At 46.7% G+C, this 20499-nt stretch carries 16 protein-coding genes; 12 read left to right on the plus strand and 4 right to left on the minus strand.

The features are described 5' to 3' along the window. Positions 1–34: 34 nt before the first annotated feature. On the minus strand, positions 35–769 hold the full coding sequence (locus MHI12_RS05165) for a hypothetical protein (protein WP_405171751.1): 735 nt from the start codon (positions 767–769) through the stop codon (positions 35–37). 344 nt (positions 770–1113) lie between these two features. Here MHI12_RS05165 and MHI12_RS05170 point away from each other — a divergent pair, with 344 nt between their 5' ends. The 4 genes from MHI12_RS05170 (at position 1114) to MHI12_RS05185 (ending at position 6649) form a co-directional block, all read left to right on the plus strand. Next, entirely contained in the window at positions 1114–2166 is a 1053-nt protein-coding gene (locus MHI12_RS05170) for a CotH kinase family protein (RefSeq protein WP_405171752.1), read from the plus strand. Between the two features lie 245 nt (positions 2167–2411). Then, positions 2412–4220, plus strand: a complete 1809-nt coding sequence (locus MHI12_RS05175) for an ABC transporter ATP-binding protein (protein WP_341006301.1) — start codon at positions 2412–2414, stop codon at positions 4218–4220. Beyond that, positions 4201–6039 carry an ABC transporter ATP-binding protein gene (locus MHI12_RS05180; protein WP_405171753.1) on the plus strand — a complete coding sequence of 613 codons (1839 nt, stop codon included), beginning with the start codon at positions 4201–4203 and terminating at the stop codon, positions 6037–6039. The genes MHI12_RS05175 and MHI12_RS05180 overlap by 20 nt, the downstream gene beginning before the upstream one ends. A 277-nt stretch (positions 6040–6316) precedes the next feature. After that, a complete protein-coding gene (locus MHI12_RS05185) occupies positions 6317–6649 on the plus strand; it encodes a hypothetical protein (protein ID WP_405171754.1) in 333 nt (110 codons plus the stop codon). Between the two features lie 96 nt (positions 6650–6745). On the opposite strand, the gene MHI12_RS05190 is transcribed toward MHI12_RS05185, so the two are convergent. Continuing rightward, positions 6746–8350, minus strand: a complete 1605-nt coding sequence (locus MHI12_RS05190) for a bifunctional metallophosphatase/5'-nucleotidase (protein WP_405171755.1) — start codon at positions 8348–8350, stop codon at positions 6746–6748. Positions 8351–8608: 258 nt separating this feature from the next. On the opposite strand from MHI12_RS05190, the gene MHI12_RS05195 reads away from it, so the two are divergent. From MHI12_RS05195 to MHI12_RS05215, 5 genes are all read left to right on the plus strand, one after another. Continuing rightward, a complete protein-coding gene (locus MHI12_RS05195) occupies positions 8609–9607 on the plus strand; it encodes a phosphate/phosphite/phosphonate ABC transporter substrate-binding protein (RefSeq protein WP_405171756.1) in 999 nt (332 codons plus the stop codon). A gap of 177 nt (positions 9608–9784) precedes the next feature. Beyond that, the gene (phnC, locus tag MHI12_RS05200; RefSeq protein WP_062837418.1) at positions 9785–10582 is read left to right on the plus strand and encodes a phosphonate ABC transporter ATP-binding protein; all 798 of its coding nucleotides are present in this window, start codon (positions 9785–9787) and stop codon (positions 10580–10582) included. After that, on the plus strand, positions 10579–11430 hold the full coding sequence (gene phnE, locus MHI12_RS05205) for a phosphonate ABC transporter, permease protein PhnE (RefSeq protein ID WP_036672541.1): 852 nt from the start codon (positions 10579–10581) through the stop codon (positions 11428–11430). The genes phnC and phnE (MHI12_RS05205) overlap by 4 nt, the downstream gene beginning before the upstream one ends. Continuing rightward, complete coding sequence (gene phnE, locus MHI12_RS05210) at positions 11427–12233, plus strand: phosphonate ABC transporter, permease protein PhnE (protein ID WP_341006305.1); 807 nt, start codon at positions 11427–11429, stop codon at positions 12231–12233. The genes phnE (MHI12_RS05205) and phnE (MHI12_RS05210) overlap by 4 nt, the downstream gene beginning before the upstream one ends. A gap of 317 nt (positions 12234–12550) precedes the next feature. Beyond that, positions 12551–12811: a hypothetical protein gene (locus tag MHI12_RS05215; protein WP_405171757.1), complete on the plus strand. Its 261-nt coding sequence runs from the start codon at positions 12551–12553 to the stop codon at positions 12809–12811. A gap of 502 nt (positions 12812–13313) precedes the next feature. Here MHI12_RS05215 and MHI12_RS05220 read toward each other — a convergent pair. Both MHI12_RS05220 and MHI12_RS05225 read right to left on the minus strand, forming a co-directional pair. Then, positions 13314–16100 (minus strand): DUF5689 domain-containing protein, encoded by a 2787-nt coding sequence (locus MHI12_RS05220; protein ID WP_405172934.1) that lies wholly within the window; start codon positions 16098–16100, stop codon positions 13314–13316. Between the two features lie 222 nt (positions 16101–16322). Then, a complete protein-coding gene (locus tag MHI12_RS05225; RefSeq protein WP_076253376.1) occupies positions 16323–16799 on the minus strand; it encodes an RNA polymerase sigma factor in 477 nt (158 codons plus the stop codon). Positions 16800–17013: 214 nt separating this feature from the next. On the opposite strand from MHI12_RS05225, the gene MHI12_RS05230 reads away from it, so the two are divergent. The 3 genes from MHI12_RS05230 to MHI12_RS05240 are packed head-to-tail and all read left to right on the plus strand — an operon-like array spanning position 17014 to position 20350. Further along, entirely contained in the window at positions 17014–17727 is a 714-nt protein-coding gene (locus tag MHI12_RS05230) for a response regulator transcription factor (RefSeq protein ID WP_036606313.1), read from the plus strand. After that, the gene (locus MHI12_RS05235; RefSeq protein ID WP_405171758.1) at positions 17724–19190 is read left to right on the plus strand and encodes a sensor histidine kinase; all 1467 of its coding nucleotides are present in this window, start codon (positions 17724–17726) and stop codon (positions 19188–19190) included. Before MHI12_RS05230 ends, MHI12_RS05235 begins: the two co-directional genes overlap by 4 nt. Then, positions 19187–20350 carry a hypothetical protein gene (locus MHI12_RS05240; RefSeq protein ID WP_405171759.1) on the plus strand — a complete coding sequence of 388 codons (1164 nt, stop codon included), beginning with the start codon at positions 19187–19189 and terminating at the stop codon, positions 20348–20350. The genes MHI12_RS05235 and MHI12_RS05240 overlap by 4 nt, the downstream gene beginning before the upstream one ends. Positions 20351–20499: the final 149 nt, after the last annotated feature.

Consider the following 20499-nt stretch of genomic DNA (forward strand, 5'->3'; position numbering starts at 1 on the left):
CTGGTAGATAACTTAAGTTGTCAGTTTATTTCAGTTACTTCTTTTTACCGCCGGATTTGTTGCCACGGGACTGGTTGCCTTGATTGCCTCGCGACTTGTTACCACCAGATTTATTTCCTTGGGATTGGTTGCCTTGAACTCGTTGCCCCTGAGAACGATTGCCTTGGTTGCTCCGTGACTTGTTGCCGCCGGACTTATTACCCTGGGATTGGTTCCCTTGAGCTGCTTGGTTCCCTTGAGAACGGTTGCCACGAGACTGGTTGCCTTGAGCCGCCTGATTACCTTGGGCTGCTTGGTTCCCTTGACTTGTATTACTACTGTTATTGTTGTTGTTGTTGTTGTTGTTCCCACCACCACGTACGAGGGATACAGATTTCACATGTTGCATCGGAATACGAACAATCTCCTGATTTTTCAAAGTCATGATCAATTGGTTCTGGTTGGCATCGGCCAGGATGCCTTCCACTTTTTCAGGTCCTCCCCGGTTAATCTGAACACGGCGGAAGCGGAGTGCTTGCATAACGCCCAAAAACGTGTTGGAAGGAATAGGATTCCCCATGGCTGCATTTCGGTTACCACCGGAACGGCCTGTATCTGTTATGCTTTTTACATGTGATTCATTAACGTAGACAATTCCTTCTTTGCAGTTCATCGCCATGTAGTCCCAGCGTACGTCCGTAAGTGTACCTTGTACTGAATCAGGTCCTCCCCGGTTAATCTTAATCTCTCTTCCCAACAAACCTCTCATTCCTTGACCATTCATAGACATTGTGTTTGACCCCTTCCATGATATAAGTTCAGATGGACAAAAATGGTGGATGTGATTATGATCCCTTCCATTCGTCATTCGTGTCTGTCTGTAGTTTAAGCATATGTGACATGCCTCTTGGAGGGACTAGCCAGTTAACTATATTTATACCATTTCAGCTATAATCTATGAAAATGATGTAAATTTATAGATTAATAACCCTGTTATTCCGCATTATGACAAGTGAGTTTTGATGTGACAAGTATCAGCACTGTGCATTCGCCCGTACGACTTTCTGTGCATCTGCATAGGATGATGTAAGAGCCTACGGGCGAATCTTACAGGTACTCGAAAGGCGGATGGAAATGGCTCTACCTGTCTACCATATCAGCTTGTCTCCAACCGAATATCAACAGTTAACGTCCAATATATGGTCAGAGACGTTTGTGAACAGCACGATGCAGATGGACGGCAAGCCGTTTCCGATCCGGCTTCGATACCGTGGAGGACATACACGCGGTTATCCCAAAAAATCATTTGAGATTCGTACATCCAGCCGGACGTATCATTTTAATGCGGAGTATGATGATCCTTCGTTGTTGCGTAATGCACTTTCTTTTCGTTTTTTTGAGTCGATTCGTGTACCCGCACCGTCTACACAACACTGCGTACTCTATCTGAACGGGCAGCTTCTGGGTGTATACCTGAGGATCGAAGGAGTGAAATCCTTCTTTTTTCGCCAAAGGAAAATCCCTGTGCGCAGTATCTTCTATGCGGTGAATGATCATGCTGGTTTTACGATGAATTCGGATTCCTCTTCACAAAGTACCGATCTATTGTCAGGGTACAGCTTAATTCGTGGCAAAGATGTGGATCGCACAAGGCTACGTAACTTTATTCAGCAGTTGAACACAAAGTCCAGGCTGGAATTGTTTCGTTTTTTACAGTCGAGGGTGGATACAGACAATTATTTACGCTGGTTAAGTGGAGCTGTGCTTACAGGGAACTTCGATGGATTTCATCAGAATTACACATGGTATGAGAAAATCAAAAGTGGAAAATACGGCATCCTGCCTTGGGATTATGAGGGTACTTGGGGGAGGAACTGTTATGGAACACGAGTTGACCCCAATCTTGTTCGTATTCAGGGGTATAACAGACTTACCGGACGATTGCTGGCATTTCGCAGTTTCCGTCAACAATATAAGAAGCTGATGCGTCAGCATCTGATGAATGCTTTTACAGAGAAGCGAATTATGCCATTGGTGAATCGGTTACACAATGAGATTCGTGAAGATGTCAACAAAGATCCTTACATGAAATGGCCCATGGATGTATTTGCAGGTGAACCGGAAAGAATTCGCGAATATGTGGTGAAACGTCGGGAGCATCTAAGTGAAAAACTACGTCAGCTATAAGCACTTAACTAGCGTGGGGAAGGGAGACCTTCCTTTTTTTACTGCCAAAATGAAGAGAAGTTTATTGTATTGGGAAAAGTAGGGTAATAAGAATAGAAGCGGCATTGTAAAATACGCTATAATAACCATATGTGTACATAGAAATGATTACATATTGGACGCTGTGGAGAAAACAACATGTCTAATGGAGGCTCTGAGCTGGAACGTGTTATCGGTTTAGGGTGCTCCGAGCCGGAGGAATGCTTATGATCAAGCTGTTGTACTACTTGAAGAAGTACCGAGTTGCCGCGATTGCAGCCCTGGTCATGATGTTAATTGAGCTTGCGGTGGAGCTGGCTCAGCCTTATCTGATCTCCAAGATCATTGATAACGGGATTCAGCAGGGAGACCTTTCTGTCGTCTGGTTGTGGGGCGGTGTGCTGGTTGGCAGTGCTGTTGTGGCTTTTGCTGCCGGAATTGCGAGTTCGTTCTTTGCATCCCATGCAAGTCTGGGGTTCGGATACGATCTGCGGGAGAAGTTGTATGAGAAAGTGCAAACGTTCTCTTATGCGGTCTTTAACCGGTTCGCGACATCGTCCCTGATTACCCGATTAACGGGGGACGTGACCCAGGTTCAGGACACCGTCTTCATGAGTCTGCGCTTCATGACACGTGTGCCCCTGGTGGTGATTGGTAGCATGATTATGGCAGTGATCGTGAACCCGAGGTTGGGTCTGCTGCTGGTTGTCATGGTGCCTGTACTGCTCATTGTTGTAGTGTGGATGATCAAAAAGGCAGCGCTGCTGTTCCGCAATGTGCAGCGCAGACTGGATGCCGTCAATGGAGTCATCCAGGAGAATCTGACAGGCATTCGGCTGATCCGTGTCTTCGTACGGATGGGCCATGAGATCGAACGCTTTGCCGGATTCAGCGGCAAGCTGATGAAAGGCACAATCTCCGCGCTGCGCCTGACGGAGACCACGATGCCGTTCATGCTGCTGATGATGAACGTTTGTATCATCGCCGTGTTATGGTTTGGACGAGTCGACATTGCCTCCGGTAATGCAACCGTGGGTGAAGTGGTCGCCGTCATTAACTACCTGCTTCGCACAATTGGTGCCATGTCTGCGTTGTCATGGATTCTGGTAACCTTCTCCAGAGCAAGCGCTTCGGCGCAACGACTGAATGAAGTGTTTAATACGGAGGACACGTCGGAGACTGAACAGACGAAGTCGTTATCAACGTCTGCACCATCTGCTGGATCTATGAAATCTTCGCATTTTCCGCAATCTGTATACCCAGCAAAGAAACAGCGTGCTGTGCAGGGAGCGGTCGAATTCAGCAGTGTAGGCTTCAGTTATCCCAATAGTGAAATTACAGTACTGGATAACATCACATTCACGGCACAAGCGGGGGAGCGTATTGCCATTATGGGAGCAACTGGATCAGGCAAATCCTCGCTGGTACAGCTCATTCCGCGGTTATATACAGAGGATCAAGGAAAGGTACGGATTGATGGTGCCGATGCATCAGAGCTGGATCTGTCCATGCTGCGTGGTGCGATTGGTTATGTGCCTCAGGAGGTTGTCCTGTTTACCGGTTCCATCCGGGAGAATATTGCCTGGGGCCAGGAAGATGCTACCTTGGAGGAGATCGTGGAAGCCGCAAAGCGCGCGCAGATCCATGAAACGATTGAGAATTTACCAAACGGTTATGATACATTGCTGGGTCAACGGGGAGTGAATCTCTCCGGTGGACAGAAGCAGCGACTTTCCATTGCACGAGCACTGGTACGTAGACCAAGAATCCTGATTCTGGACGATAGCACAAGTGCGCTGGATGTAGCTACAGAAGGCAGACTGCTCGATGCGCTGGAGGAATTGTCGTGTACCACGTTTATCATCACCCAGAAGATCAGTTCAACCACTTCGGCGGACCTGATTCTGCTCCTTGATGATGGACAACTCATTGGGCAAGGGAAACATGAAGACCTGATGGAATCGTCAGAGCTGTATCGTCGAATCCATGAATCACAATACGGGGAGGGTGCACAGCATGTTCAAAGCATTCATTGAGCCTTTCCGTCAGCCGCCACCGCCGATTGATCCAGAGACGTTACGATCAGGTGGTGGTCGCAAACCCAAGGCACGGGCGAAGAACTGGTCAGGTACGCTAGGTCGTATCTGGACCTATCTGGCACGTCGCAAGGTTAAGCTGTCCATGGTACTGTTGATGGTGTTTGCCAGTTCCGCACTCGCTTTGCTTGGCCCTTACATGGTAGGGGTGGCCGTAGATGATTTCATCGCGGGGGAAGCCGGGGCAAGCTGGACTCGGTTTCTGATTGGATTAACCGCAGTGTATGTCTTGTTCTCTCTTACATCCTGGTTACAAAATATATGGATGATCGAAATTGCACAGGAAACTGTGTTCCGCATGCGGTATGATCTGTTCTCCCATCTGCACAAATTACCGATTCCATTCTTCGGTAAACGCCAGCAGGGGGAGATTATGAGCCGGGTGACCAATGATATCGAGAATGTCAGCGGTACGTTGAACAGCTCGGCGATCCAGATTTTTTCAAGTGTATTAACGCTGCTCGGAACGTTTGGGGTTATGCTCTGGCTCAGTCCGCTACTGACCCTGCTTACCTTTATCGTTGTGCCTCTGATGGCCATCGGCATGCGTTGGATTACGCGCAGAACGGGACCGCTCTTCAAGGAGCGGCAACGTAATCTGGGTGAACTTAACGGTTACATCGAAGAGACGTTATCCGGGCAGCGGATCATTAAGGCTTTCTCGCAAGAGGAGCGGGTGATTCGCGGTTTTGAGGAACGAAATACCCGCATCCGGATTTCCGGTTTCTGGGCACAGACGATCTCTGGTTTTATCCCGAAACTGATGAATGGATTGAACAACCTGAGCTTTGCGATTGTGGCGGGCATCGGTGGTATTCTGGCGATTCAGGGTTCGGTTACGGTCGGGGTAATTATAATCTTTGTGGAATATGCTCGCCAATTCACTCGTCCGCTCAATGATCTGGCAAACCAGTGGAATACGTTATTGTCCGCAATTGCGGGGGCTGAGCGCGTATTCGAGGTGCTGGACGAAGATGAGGAAGCGAAGGATGAAGGGGCAGCGGTATCTTTGGACAAGGTAGAGGGAGCCGTTCGTTTCGACAAAGTATCCTTTGGATACGATGAAGGACGTAACATTTTGCATGATATCAGCTTTGAAGCCAAACCGGGGGAGATGATTGCCCTTGTGGGCCCGACCGGAGCGGGGAAAACAACATTGATTCAGCTGTTATCCCGTTTCTATGATCCGACAGGTGGCACATTAACGGTAGATGGACGCGATATGACCACCATTCGGCGTGAAAATCTGCGGTCACATATGGCATTTGTACTACAAGATTCATTCCTGTTTCAGGGTACGATCCGGGAAAATATAAGATTTGGCCGTCTGGACGCAACGGATGAAGAGGTGGAAGCAGCCTCCCGGCTGGCGAATGCCCATTCCTTCATTGTGCGAATGAAGGACGGGTACGACAAAGTGCTCCAGGCCGACGGGAGCGGCATTAGTCAGGGGCAGAAGCAATTACTCGCCATTGCCCGGGCAATCTTGGCAGATCCATCCATACTCGTACTGGACGAAGCGACGAGCAGTATTGATACCGTCACGGAGATTAAAATCCAGGAAGGGTTACAACGTCTGATGCAAGGCCGTACCAGCTTTGTCATTGCCCATAGGCTGAACACGATCCGTCAGGCCGACCGAATTCTGGTGCTGAAGGATGGGCAGCTACTGGAGCAAGGCTCGCATGATGCATTGCTGGAACAAGGCGGTTTCTACAGCGAGCTGTATTACAGTCAGTTGCGTAAGAAAGCGCAATAGTCATTTTGGATAATAAGTGATATGTATTAGAAAAAAACTTGTAGGTATGTAAAAAGAGCAGGGATGAGGGCACGATGCTCCTCACTTCTGCTCTTTTTGCATATTTTATTGAATAAACGTGGGAAATGGAACTGTGATTGTATGTTAAAATAAGGATATATTGGAACAGGTCCGTTTTTGGAAGGTTGCCAGCGGTTTTGAAGCATGAGAATGAATTTTTACACGTATGCCTGTAGTCAGTCATGTGATGCATTAAAAGAGAGGAGGGCAATGCGGAATGGAATTCAAATTTGGGAATGCTGCTCTTCTTTTTCCCCCTTTACACATTACGATTATCGCACTCATTATTATTTTCATTCTAGTAAGGTGGAGCAAGCAATTAGAAACAAGACGTTTTACGGTTTTCTTTTACTTTTTGATTAGTACGTTCATTACTCCAATTTATTCTCAAAGTACAACAAATGGTGTCTTTGAGCTATGGATCCCCGCAGGGTTTATTTTGGTTTTCTTTTATTTGATTCGTAGCGAAAGAAATCATCCATCTAAAATGAAAGCGAGTATCTTAGGATTTTCAATAGCAATATATCAGTTAATCCTTCAATATGTCTGATAACGGGACAGGACAGGATAATTCAAATAAGAACAAGTAAGCAATAGGTTGAAAACAAAAGAGCAGATCCTGATCACAGGACCTGCTCTTTCTCATCTAACTTCCAATAACTTTCCAGTTATTCGCCTGTTCCACCGTTAATGGTTGGTGTCTGCGGATGTAATCCTCCACCAGTGCGGCCATATCAGTGGCACCTTCGTGCAGTACCTTTTTACCTGGATACATCGCATAATCCCCGCCGCCAGCAGCGCGGTAGCTGTTCATCACCACAGAGTATGTGCCATCCATATCCATGGGTTTGCCTTCACGTTCCAACTTCACAACTCGATTGCCGACAGGTTGGGAGATATCCAGTTCGTACTCTAGGCCAGCCCACATATCGTAATTATAATGTTGGGGTTTGGGTTCTATATAAGCCGGATTGACTGCCACCTCTCCAGAAGCATTCACTTCAAAGTAACGAGCCGTTTGTTCCAGTGCCTCCCGGATATCCTGACCACTCAGCTCCAGCACCGTCAGAGTATTAGGATAGATGAAGTTGGATAACACGTCCCGAACGGTGATGTGACTCCCGAAACCGCGAGCTTCTTCACTCAGCATGGCGGTATTGGAGAGCTGCGCTCCAGTCGCTTCCATCTGCACTTGATGCACAAAAGCAATGAATGGATGTGCCTTGAGTCGCAGAGCCGTAGCATTGGTGATGGATAAATCCCCAGCCACCTCGCCAATGGGTTGATCAAGCCATGCTTGTGCCTCAGTTTCCAGCTCTTCCGTCAGTTTCATGACGCTTGCATCAGGTTCAACCTCATGATGTTCATCCAGAAGTAACAACCGAGCCTTCTTATCTGTAATCTGCCACTTGCCGCCCGATGATTGTTCCAACTGAACGGATACATGCCCCGCACCATTTCCACTGAATCCCGGTTGAATGACGGTTACACCATGAATATTAGCGGTAAGCTGGCGATGCTGATGTCCGGTAAGCAACACATCGATGCCTTCGATGTCCCGGCAGATGGCATAGCCTTGATTTTCTCCAGTTAACCGTTCGGTGGGCTCGCCTGTCTCCAGATCACTCTCAAATCCGCCGTGATAACTGACAACCATTACATCTGGTTGTTCATGCTCATGGATATAGCTGACCCATGCACGAATCGTCTCCAAGGCATCAAGGAATTGTAACCCCTCAATATTTTTCGGATGCTCCCAGTTTGGGATGTAGTGCGTAGTTGCGCCCAACAGGGCAATTTTGACACCCGTAGACAATGTTTTGATTAGATACGGAGGACCGAAGGCAGGTACGTCTGGTTGCTCATCTTTTACAATATTGGCAGACAGCCAGGGGAAATTGGAAGCTTCAACTGCTCCGCGCAACAGATTCTGACCATAGTTAAACTCGTGATTGCCCATCACCGCAGCATCATAACCGAGTTCATTCAGTACTGTTATGAATGGATGTACTTCGTTTTTGGAAGCCTGTGAAGCTGCATAGGAGGCCAAGGGTGATCCTTGCAGCAGGTCCCCGTTATCCACCAGCATCAATTCAGGTGAACGTTCACGTTCCTTACGAATCAGGGAAGCCAGCAGGGCAAGTCCGGCTGGGCGGTATGCATTGGTATTGTAATGAATGGGACGGATGGCCCCGTGCAGATCACTGGTGAACAGAATGTCGAAGCTTGCCGTATGGTTTGTGGATGTCATTTTACAATCTCCTCTAATATATAAGTTCAGATATATGGAATTACCATAAAACGGAGAAGACAGAATAGGCTGAAGAACCGAAGTATATGCCGTTATCTCCGATGTTCTTCCTATATCTTCAACCATAATGAGCCTATTCTAACAGATACAAGTCCCGCTGACAGCCTGACAGGAAACTTTACAAAACTCCAAATTCCGTTTCACATCGCGCTAATATTTGGCAACTATAGTAGATAAGTACTGAAAAATAGAAACTCTTTGGAGGGTGTTCGTTTGAAGAAGTCTGCTTTATTTTTACCATTGTTGATTTTGGTTCTGTTTCTGAGTGCTTGTGGGTCTAGCAGTAGTACAACAGGTTCGGCTAACGGGGATAATTCGAGTTCGAATGCATCCGGTACGTCTACGGCAGAGACAGAGAAAGCTGTCGAAGGTTATGTGCCAACTGAATTGACGGTTCAATTTGTTCCTTCCCAGAACGCAGATACGCTTGAAGCCAAAGCGAAACCGCTGGAGAAGCTGCTTGGTGACAAACTGGGCATTCCGGTAAAAGTCAGCGTATCCACCGACTACAACACAATTATTGAAGCAATGGCTTCCAACAAAGTAGACGTAGGTTTCTTGCCTCCGACAGCTTATGTACTGGCTAAAGAAAAAGGCGCTGCGCAGGTTATTTTGCAAGCACAACGTTATGGTGTTAATGATGAGACTGGAGCTCCTACAGAGCAACTGGCGGATTCCTATAAATCCATGTTCATTGTAAAAAAAGATTCTCCGATTCAATCCATCGAGGACCTTAAAGGTAAAAAAGTCGCTTACCAAAACGTAACGTCTTCCGCAGGTTATGTATGGCCAGCAGGTCTGTTGCTGGACAGAGGGATTGATCCATTAAAAGATGTAACACCTGTAACGTTGAAAGGTCATGACCAAGGTGTTATCGCTGTATTGAACGGTGACGTTGATGCAGCAGCTATTTTCCAAGATGCCCGCAACACGGTAGCTAAAGACTATCCGACTGTATTTGAAGATACACGTGTACTGGCGTTCACTGAGCCTATTCCTAACGATACCATTGCCGTTCGTACAGACATGAATGCAGATTGGACTGCGAAGATCAAACAAGCCTTCATCGATATCGGTAAAGATACTGAAGGTCACCAGATCATCAAAGAAATCTATACGCATGAAGGTTATGTAGAGTCCGATGATAGCAAGTTTGAGATCGTTCGCCAGTATGGCGAAAAAGTGAAAGGTGAATAATTCTGATCCAAAAGTAGTTCGGGATCTGTTCACTTTGTAGTAGCTTTCTTGGATGGGAACAGCTTAATCGTAGCAATGGACAGGCCAGTTCAGCGTGATCTACGCTGCGCTGGCTTGTGCCATTATAGCAAGGACTCATGTATGGTTGATCATTATGAATGAAAGAAGGATATTGTCATGATTGAGCTTCATAACGTTACCAAAACTTACGCTAACGGCACCAAGGGCCTGGATAATATTAATCTGAAATTTGAGCAGGGTGAATTCATAGCTGTAGTGGGTCTGTCCGGTGCGGGTAAATCAACGCTCTTACGCTCCATTAACCGACTGCACGACATTAGTGAAGGCGAGATTCTGATTAACGGAAGTTCCATCACGAAGGCACAAGGCAAACGGCTACGCATGATCAGACGTGACATCGGTATGATCTTCCAGAGTTTCAATCTGGTGAAACGATCCAGTGTACTACGTAACGTACTCGCTGGGCGGGTTGGATATCATTCCACCATGCGTACCATTCTGGGTCGTTTTCCAAAAGAGGATATTGAACTGGCATTCACTGCGCTGGATCGTGTGAATATCTCGGAGAAAGCTTATTCCCGTGCAGATCAGTTGTCTGGTGGACAACAACAGCGTGTGGCTATTGCCCGTGTACTGGCACAGGAAGCAAAAATCATTCTGGCCGACGAACCGGTTGCTTCACTTGACCCGCTTACAACAAAGCAGGTCATGGATGACCTGAAACGCATTAATCAAGACCTTGGGATTACGACCATCGTCAACCTTCACTTTATTGATCTGGCGAGAGAGTATGCGACCCGTATTGTCGGATTGCGAGCAGGCGAGGTCGTATTCGACGGTCCGGTGGAAGAGGCAACGGATGAGCGCTTTGCAGAAATATACGGCAGACCGATTCTAGCTGACGAATTGTTGGACAAGCAGGCTGTGCATGAGCAGGGAGAAGTTGTGGTATGAAGGGGCAGTCCAACGTTCCACTTCAGAATTCAGGCGGAGTGGGGAAGGAACCTGGTTCCAGCCCGGCTCAGGTTGTGAATCGCCCAAAACCACCTGGGCGTACGAAACATTTGCTCACTTTAGTGATCATTCTGCTCCTTCTATGGGCCAGTGCCAAACAGACGGATGCCAGCTTTACGGAGTTGTTTGAAGGTTTTCCCAACATGTTGGATCTGCTAAAGGAAATGTTCCCACCCCGTTGGAGTTACTTTGATAATATCGTGCAAGGCATGCTGGAAACGATCCGAATGGCCCTGATTGGGACAACCATTGGTGCGATTATTGCGATTCCGGTCTCGATTATCTGTGCCGGTAATCTGATGCCAAGTCGCTGGATCTACTATCCGGCGCGCTTTCTGCTGAACCTGATTCGGACCGTGCCGGATCTGCTGCTTGCTGCTTTGTTCGTTGCTGTGTTTGGTTTGGGGCCAATCCCCGGAATCTTGGCACTGGCTGTGTTCTCGATAGGTCTGATTGCGAAGCTGACGTATGAGACGCTGGAAACCATTGATCAGGGGCCGCTGGAAGCGATGACGGCTGTTGGTATGAACCGGATTCAGCTCATTGTATATGGCGTGGTGCCGCAACTGGCTGCCCAGTTCACATCCTATGTGCTGTATGCCTTCGAAATTAATATACGTGCTGCTGCCATTCTGGGACTGGTGGGAGCCGGAGGAATCGGACTCTATTACGAGGCCACACTTGGATTCCTGGAGTATGACAAGACCAGCGTAATCATTCTGTTTACCCTTGTCATTGTTCTGGTCATTGATTATGTAAGTACTAAGCTGCGGGAGAAATTGCTATGATGAAAAATGAAACAAGCCGCATCCGGCCTAAACCACGGAAAAACCCGCTACGCTGGGTCATTGTGTTACTGTTAATCCTTATGTATGCCTGGGCGCTTGCCGGTGTACCGTTTACTGGTTTCAAGGAAACTGCCGCTCAGATTATGAAAGCCATTGTAGCCGGAATTTTCTCACCGGATTGGGATTTTGTATATTTGCCTGAAGGAGAAGACTTGCTGCGAGGATTGTTGGATACGCTGGCAATCTCTGTATTGGGTACCGTGATCTCAGCTGTGCTCTGTATTCCATTTGCCTTCTGGTCTGCCCGTAACATGAGTGGGCATCGTTCCATCTCGGGTGCAGGCAAAATGGTACTCAGCTTTATTCGCACGTTCCCTGAGATTATCATGGCCTTGTTGTTCATTAAGGCAGTAGGTCCCGGATCGTTTGCAGGGGTTCTCGCCCTTGGGTTACACTCCATCGGCATGTTGGGTAAATTATATGCGGATGAAGTTGAAAATATCGACTATGGCCCATCTGAGGCGCTGCTTGCCTCTGGAGCCAATCGCATGCAGCAGTTGTGGTTTGCCATCCTGCCGCAGGTTATGCCTGGCTTCCTGAACTATACGCTGTATCGTTTCGAGATTAATGTACGTTCCGCGACCATACTGGGTGTAATTGGAGCAGGGGGAATTGGTACACCACTGATCTTTGCATTGAGCACCCGGAACTGGCCGCGAGTAGGTATAATTCTGCTGGGTATTATCGTGATGATCACGATTATCGACTTGATCTCGGGGTATATTCGTAAGAAGCTGGTGTAGAGTTAATGTGGCGCTACGAATATATTAGATGATAAATTAAGATAAGTTGATAGCGTAAGAAGAGGGCTATTCGGTGCCAGAATATTGGCAGGGGATAGTCTTTTTTTGTGTCTGCAAATAAACAACGGTGCGTTCTTGTTGCTCTGCTAACCGTTAAGGAATAAGAGTGTTCAAAGAATATGCATCACAATGATTGAATTATTTTCCAAATACATGTAAGATTAATAGGTTTCTATATAAAGGGAATTAAGGATATTAATCAATACTCCTCTTAGATATCCATATTAAGAAGTGAGTTTTCAAAAGGAAGGTGACCTATGGAATTATTTCAATATATATGGATTGTATTTATGGTATTGATATTGCTGTACAGAATGATCTTTCAGAAGTTTAAAAAACATAACAGAGAAAATATTGGGCTCAGTGCAATCCTGATTATTTTCACGGGCAGCAGTTATACGTTTACACAGATGAACTTGATTTTTGTCATTAGTTTCATCGCCGTGGCGGCTTATTGTGCTGTATGGAACAGCATTCTATTTGTTAGAAATGGATATGAGCCTGAACGTTTGAAATGAACCCGTTCTGCATCGGCGATAAAGAATTTAAACAATGTAGCATAGCCTTGCGTGAGCTGGGCTAACGAACCTGAGAGTCCCTATTTTGCCTCACAAGGCATCACTGGAATTCTAACGAATCGTAGTGGCGCTATTTGTTGCGTTTTGCCCGAATTAACCTTTTGGCAAATGAAATGTAGTTAAATAGCGACGCTGAGGTTCGTCAGATTTTAAAATTTGTCCAAAATGGCCGAATAAGATCTGTCAGGTTCGTTAGCGCCTAGGAAGTGCAAAAATCTGGAAAGGCTGAAGCGGCATAACTATCATTAGTGCTGCAAGTGTCTACTTTCTGGGCAGAGGTTCTACATGTACGATTGTCAAAAAAAACGTGACTACTTCCCCCGTTTACCGACATATGTGCTTTCAACTAAAAAACCGAAACCAGGTTGCCCTGTGAATCAGGCAATGTTGGTTTCGGTTTTTTTTAGTTGCTTGGTTAAACGTTAGGCTTCTTTACTGAGACTTAGCTAGCCAAAGGCAATGCTTTAGTCACTTGAACCGTAATTGTCTCGGTGCTGGTTACGCCTGCAGCGTTGATTAGCTCAGCACGGTACGTGTACGTTCCGTTAGCGCGACCGGACAATTCAGTTGTAGCACTTTGGGAAGCTGGTGTTGCTGCGTTCAACGCTTGTGTATCAATCAATACATCATTCTCATAGAGACGGTATTCGGTTGCGTTTGTACCCCACCAGAGGTTCATGGATACGTTGTAGTTGCCGTCACCATCCCAGTTGTTTTGGGACAACGTAGCTTTGCCTGGAGCGGCATTGGTTACTTGTACCGTCAGCACGTCACTGCGTGTTGTGCCTTTGTCATTGGTCAGCTCAGCTACGTAGGTATACGTGCCGTTGGCTTTGCCTGTAATAGCTGTTTTGGAGGACTGAGCCGATGGTGAAGCCGCAGTCAACTTCTGCGTATCGATCAGAACGCCATTCTCATACAGTTTGTACTCAGAACCGTTTTCGCCCCACCAGAGGTTCATGCTTACGTTATACGAGCCTTCGAACAGGCCTGTGGTATATCCATTATCAGAAGAAAGCACCGGTTTACCCGGTGCCCCTTCAGCTGGAGTGGAAGGTGTTTCCCCTCCACCTTGATTTTCCGCAGGTACAAAATCATTCAAGCTTCTAGGTTTCAATTGATATACGTCTTTGAAAATAGCCGAAACGCCTGTGATATCGATTTTGTCACCAGCAGCATAAGGGAAGGAAGTCTCCGTCACACCTGTACGGGTGTCTACACGGATATGTGTGCTTGTTCCATCTGCTGCTACCGCGTCGAATTCAAAAGATCCAACTGGTGTAGCACTGATAATATTCTCAATCGTTACATTTTTCAATTGAACCAGTTGACCTTGGTTCGCATCTGTAATTGCAGTAACCTCGATTGGAGCAGGTACGGAAGCCGTACCTGTTTTCTCAATCGCAACGATATCGGTAAGCTCGAACTCGCTGTTATAGATGGTTGTTGCTGCCGTTACTTTCACTTTATCACCTGCATGGAAGCCGCTAGTATGCTGGAATACGTAGATTCCAGCAGTTTCATCTTGAAGATAGAAGGCTTGTCCACCAAATGCACCCGGCTCTGTCGTCACAACACCTTCGATAGTTACGGTAGTGCCAACGGCTTTGGTACGTGCTTCAGCAACTGTGATAGCTGCTGGAATCGGTCCTTCTTCTTCCGGAAGCTGTTCTGCTGGCACGTTGCCAACAGTCACGGCATTGGTGATCAGGTTGCTGCCATTCAGACGCAGACGCAAGCTGGCAGCGCCAGTTGTACCCGGTTTAATACGGACGTTCAGATCTTTGATCCCGCGACCTTGGCTGTCCGAGGTTACACTGAATGTGGAGCTATAGCCGTACGAAGTCGGCCAAGTACCACTTTCATTTTGGATCATGGCTACCTGGGTTCCGCCAGTCAGATAGATACCGGCACTATAACCGGATACGGTTGTGTTTGGAGCCATGTTCTCCACAACTACACGAATTTGGAAGTCTTCTGCATTGGGAAGGGTATCCTGTTTCACGAAGCTGTAAGCAGCGTTTGCGCTGGATGCAGGTCCACCGTAAGAACCAGCCTTAAACGTGGAACGATCATACCACTTGTATCCGGCAGCAGGTGCAGACCAAGGTTCAGCTTGTGGTTCTGTGGAAGCAGCCGGTTCTTCGAATGGCAGCAGCGCTGTAGCTGTGTCCAGTTCAAGTCCGTTCACTTCAGTTAGGCTTGTGTAGTTCTCTTGTGTAGCAAGCCAGTTTACGGTGTTCACGAGCAACACGGCATCATTGGCTTCTTTAAAACCGTCATATGTTGTTTTGCGTGTGCCTGTCTCTTCACGCAAGTATTTTGGTGATGCATCTTCTACTGGAGAGGAGTCACCGATGAAAGCAGCCTTACCTGCGCCCAGCTTGGATACAGCCACGTAAGGACCTTCTTCAATCCCGCCGCCGTTGTAGACACCTTGGTCCACCGCGTTATTCCATTTTGCGTTGGTTTTTGGCAGGTACACAATACCTTTTGCCTTTTCCGGATCGGTGATTGCAAGGGTTGAACCGGCGTGCATGGCTACAGCCGATACTCCTTCTGTGATGCCAAAGGCTTGATCTGCCGGTACAACGATATTGGCGTTGATATCGCCAAGTGCGTTATAGCGGAAACGTACGCCGAAGTTATCGGACAACCAGTCCGTGCTAGTTACATTTTGCATGGCATCCGAGTTACGCTCATCGGTGCTCATACCTTTGGCCGGATCTTCAAAAGCTCCCCGACGGTAGCCGTTGATGACTTCAGAGCCATCCCAGCGGTTTTTGTTACGGTCTGCATTATAGTGATCTCCAACAAAGAAAATGCTGCCGCCCGTTTCAACATATTGTTTCAGTGCTGCTTGTTCGGATGTTTTGAAAGGAATTTGAGGCTCTGCAATAACGAATACGTTATACTCTTTCAGATCATCATAGGTAAATGGAGTTGTCTTGCGAAGTTCTTTGACATAGTAACCATCATTCGCTAGTGCATTCCCGAAGTCGGAGAAACCTCCATCAATGACCCAGTCTGCAGCTCCAGCCGTTTGGCCGTGAGAGTTGTCGAACAATACTTTTTTACCTGCATTTTGGTTCACAACCTTTGCCTGGATGAACGGTGCCGGGTCTGTCGGTCCTTCCGCATGAACCGATGCATCTCCGTTCCATAATCCGACCTGAAGCGGCAAAGCCATGGACAATGCCAGGAGTGATTTTAAAAATACTCCTCGCATACCTGTTAATTTACCCAACCAAATCCCTCCCAAATATTAGTTGATTCATGAGTTCGTCCATATTCTACCACATGAAAATCTCACATAGTCATAACAATTTGTAAAAATTAACTCGATATTTGTAAAATTGGGTCTTTTGACATATCCATAGGTATTTCGGTCCCGTCATAATCCATTCATTTCTGCGTGTATATTGATTTTACGCAAATAAAAAGCCATCTCTTATGAGATGACTTTGGCCCGAATTCGATTGACGGCATGGAAGACAGAGGATTTAATCATGCCTTCACTGCGATTCACCAGCTCTGCCGTTTCCTTAATCGAGTATCCATGGATGAGGCGAAGTTCTAATATTTTACGATGTTCGGTGTTGTTAATATGGGAGACAAGATCATGAACACCTTCGCTAATTTCAAGGTGGGATGTATCGACGTGATGGGTAGGTACCTCCAGACGGCTGTCTCGTCTGAGTGTACGGGTCCGCCTGCGGAAGCTGTCCATCGCCAGGTTACGGGCAATGCGTTTGAGATAATAGAGAATGCGATCTTCAGGAATATCCACGGTAACGTTCATTAGTCGAATGAAACAATCCTGTGCCAGATCTTCTGCATCTTGCGGTTGTTTGACGATATGGGATAGATACCTTGTGATTTCTGATTTATAGTTGACATAAGCATCATTAATTTGTGTGCTGTTCATATGATGTGAATCCCCCTTGATACAGATCAGGCTTGGGTCCGGTCTGGTATGAGTCTCTTATGATCCAAGTATATCGGGAGGTTGTTTCCAAAAGGTTCAGAGTTGTATCGGAGTTGTAACATTTCGTGCTTCCCTCTATTCAAGCATACGGCTTGGGATACAAAATAAAGGCAGATGAAGGAAATTCATAGAGCAGGGAGATTACGAAAGTATCATGAGACAAAAAGAGATTTTAATTATTGAGGACGAGGAGTCCATTCGCGATATTTTGTCCTATTCGTTACGTAAGGAAGGATTTGAGATCAAGGAAGCAGCTACGGGAAAAGAGGGGCTGGATCTGCTTCGGGATTCGAAGCCGGATCTGATCCTGCTGGATCTGATGCTGCCAGATATGAGCGGTTTTGATGTGTGCAGGCAACTATCTGTGAACTCCAAGATACCTGTCATCATGATCACTGCGAAGTCGGACATGCTGGACAAGGTACTTGGCATGGAACTTGGGGCGGATGATTATATCACGAAGCCTTTTGATATCCGTGAGGTGGTTGCGCGCATTCGGGCGATTTTTCGCCGGATTGATCTGATCAGCGAGACACTGGAGAATCAGTCCTATGAGGTGGTAAGGCTAGGCAAACATATTGAGATCCGCAAGGATGAACGGGAAGTGTGGAAAGACGGGGAACGAGCCGGACTCACGAATAAGGAATATGACCTGTTGTTATTTCTCGTAACCCATCATCGTAAGGTGCATACACGTTCTGAACTGCTGGATAAGGTATGGGGATTTGATTTTGCAGGGGACACTCGAACGGTGGATATTCACGTGCAACGGATTCGCAAGAAATTGGATAGTGGTGTGCAAGGCATTTCGATGATTGAAACGGTATTCGGTGTGGGGTACAAGCTGAATATTCAGGTACAGACATGAAGTGGACGATCCAGTTCAAAATGGTGGTGTTATTCTCGGTCATTGTATTTATCGGATTCTCCGTCCTGCTGATTCTGTCCAATAAGGTAGCTCAAGAGAATATGTACCGGGAAGTGCATGAGGATATGGTGCAATCCAAAAGAAATCTGGACATCGCGCTGAATCAGTACTTCCTGATACATAACAAACGTATGAGCAGAGACTCGCTCGAAGCAGGCAGTCGCGAGCTCGCGGAGCAGATTGGATCAGCCGTTGGTGGGGAGATTATAGTATATCGCCCCGATGCTTCGCCATACGAATCTGTTGGCAGCGAGGTTAACGTTGCTAAGCGGTCTGACCATCCTGATGTGGAGGAAGCCGTACATTCTCGGATTGCTTACACCACAGTTGTGGACAAGGGTCGGGTCACAGCCAGTCTGTCCTTCCCGCTCCAGATGGATCAACAATTGATTGGAATCGTACAGATGAAGAAGGATTATACGGAATTGTTCAAACGCAACCTTCGTTTTCAAAATACGATCAAGTTTTTTGCAGCGGTTATTTTCGTATTTGTATTTATCGCATCCATCTTTATTTCCCGGAAAATTACACAACCCATCCGTGTACTCACGAAACGTTCTGCGGAAGTGGCCCAAGGAAGTCTGAATGCGGACATTCAGATTACAACCAAGGATGAAATCGGTGAATTGGCTTCAAGCTTCACCGTCATGATTGATCGGGTGCGGGAGCAGATTGATGTGATTGAGCGAGAGCGGGACGAAGTGAAGCAAGTACAGGCGAGAAGCAAAGTCTTTTTTGACAATGTGACGCATGAATTGAAGACACCCTTAACGACGATTCTGGGATACGCCCAGATTTTGCGGGATAACGGATTTACCGACCAGGACTTTTTTGACAAGGGTATGAATTATATCATCAAGGAAAGCCAGCGTCTCAACACGATGGTTGCGGATATTCTGGAGGTCTCGGTCTCCTCTGCGGTCATTCAGGCATACCGGTTCGAACGTATCGATATATCCGATATTATTCGTGAAGCTTGTGAGGACATGTCGATTAAGGCGAGCAAGTACAATATAGGCATTCACTATGAGCTGGAGGAACATCAGTATTTACAGGGAGATCGGGATAAGTTGAAGGAGGTCTTCCTCAACATCCTGGATAATTCGGTCAAGTACAGTGATGTGAACTCCATTATCGAAGTGCAATCCTTCCGGTTAGGTGATTCTATCGCCATTGTAATCCGTGATCAGGGGGAAGGGATCGGTGCTGAAGCGCTCCAACATGTATTTGAACCCTTTTACCAGGATAAAGGAATTAACAGGGCCGAGAAGGGCAGTGCCGGGCTGGGGTTGTCTATTGTGAAGAACATCGTTGAGCGTCATGGAGGAACAGTGGAGATGAAGAGCATCATGCGGGAAGGGACACAAGTGAATATCAGTCTTCCGGGGGAAATGAACGCATGAGACATCCTGGATTTTGGCGTAAAAACCGTGACAGATTGATGCTGTCAGGGTTGTTGATCGCATTTGTCAGCGGGATTTTTGGGATTGGGAGCCTGTTCAGTCTTGGAAATCTCAAACCAAGAACGGTGATTTTGCCAAGTGAGCAGTTCAACAGCCGTCTGGCACCACCACCGAGCAGTACGATTCAGATCGAGTCGGCTACCAAGATTCCAAATGATTTTGCGATCTTTGATTTTGAAGTGTTAGACCGGAATACGATTATATTTAATCAACCGGAATTTTCCTATTCAGGGCTCAAGCTGTCTCTCCTGCATCTGGATGATAAGGAAGTGAAGAACATTGCGGCTAATACGGATTACGGCGTAACGATCAGCCCGGATCACAAGAAAATCATTTACTCCCAGTATCGGGCAGGTCAGACGCAGAAGACAACGTATGAGTATATGATACAGAGCGGGGAACGTCGCAAGCTTCCGTATGACAACTCGTATTATCGAGTGTTTGTAGGGAACGAATCCTACATCGGTCAGGATGATCTGTTATTTAAACAAGTTGATCTGAGCCAGGGGACGAGTCATGTCATCTACACGTATGAAGAGCTGATGAGCATGTTCACAGGACCAAAACAAGGGAAAGGTTCGAGTGATACGTTTATCGTTATGGATGTGTTGCAGGTCAGTGAGGATCACCATCAGTTTTATATACTGGTGATGCTGAAAGACAAGTATGCTATCTATCGTGTATCGCTTGAGGATGAGCATGAAGTGAAGGCGTATGCTGCAATGGAAGACATTCAACAGTACAAGTTGCTGAAAAATGGTGACATGCTCATCCAGGGAACGATGAATAAGGTACAGGGGCTGTATCGATATCACGCAGCGGAGGAGCAGTATGATCTGTTATTACAAGGTTCAATCTGGAGCTTCGATCTGGATGCAGATGAATCCCGAATAGCTTACTTTTTCCCGATGGACAGTCAGAATCAGAAGAATGAGTTGCATGTTGCCTACCTGAATGACAGCAAGATTTCGTCGGATACGGTGATCTATCGCAATATTGATAACTTCATCAGTCTGAAATGGAATGACGATGAATTATTTGCTGTAAGCAGCTCAGTGGATAAAAGTGAAATGTACCGCTTTAGTTTCAGAGCCTGGTAAACTGCGGAAGGTATACGAATATAAGACCTTGGTCTGATGGAGCGATAGCTGCTCTGCGGACAAGGTCTTTTTGTTATGACATGTTACAAGTTGGATACAACTTCGGCCAGCCCGGATACATCTCCACCCTATAATGATAAGGGAATGTG

This window comes from Paenibacillus sp. FSL H8-0280 (genome assembly GCF_045040665.1).
GTDB lineage: Bacteria > Bacillota > Bacilli > Paenibacillales > Paenibacillaceae > Paenibacillus > Paenibacillus xylanexedens_A.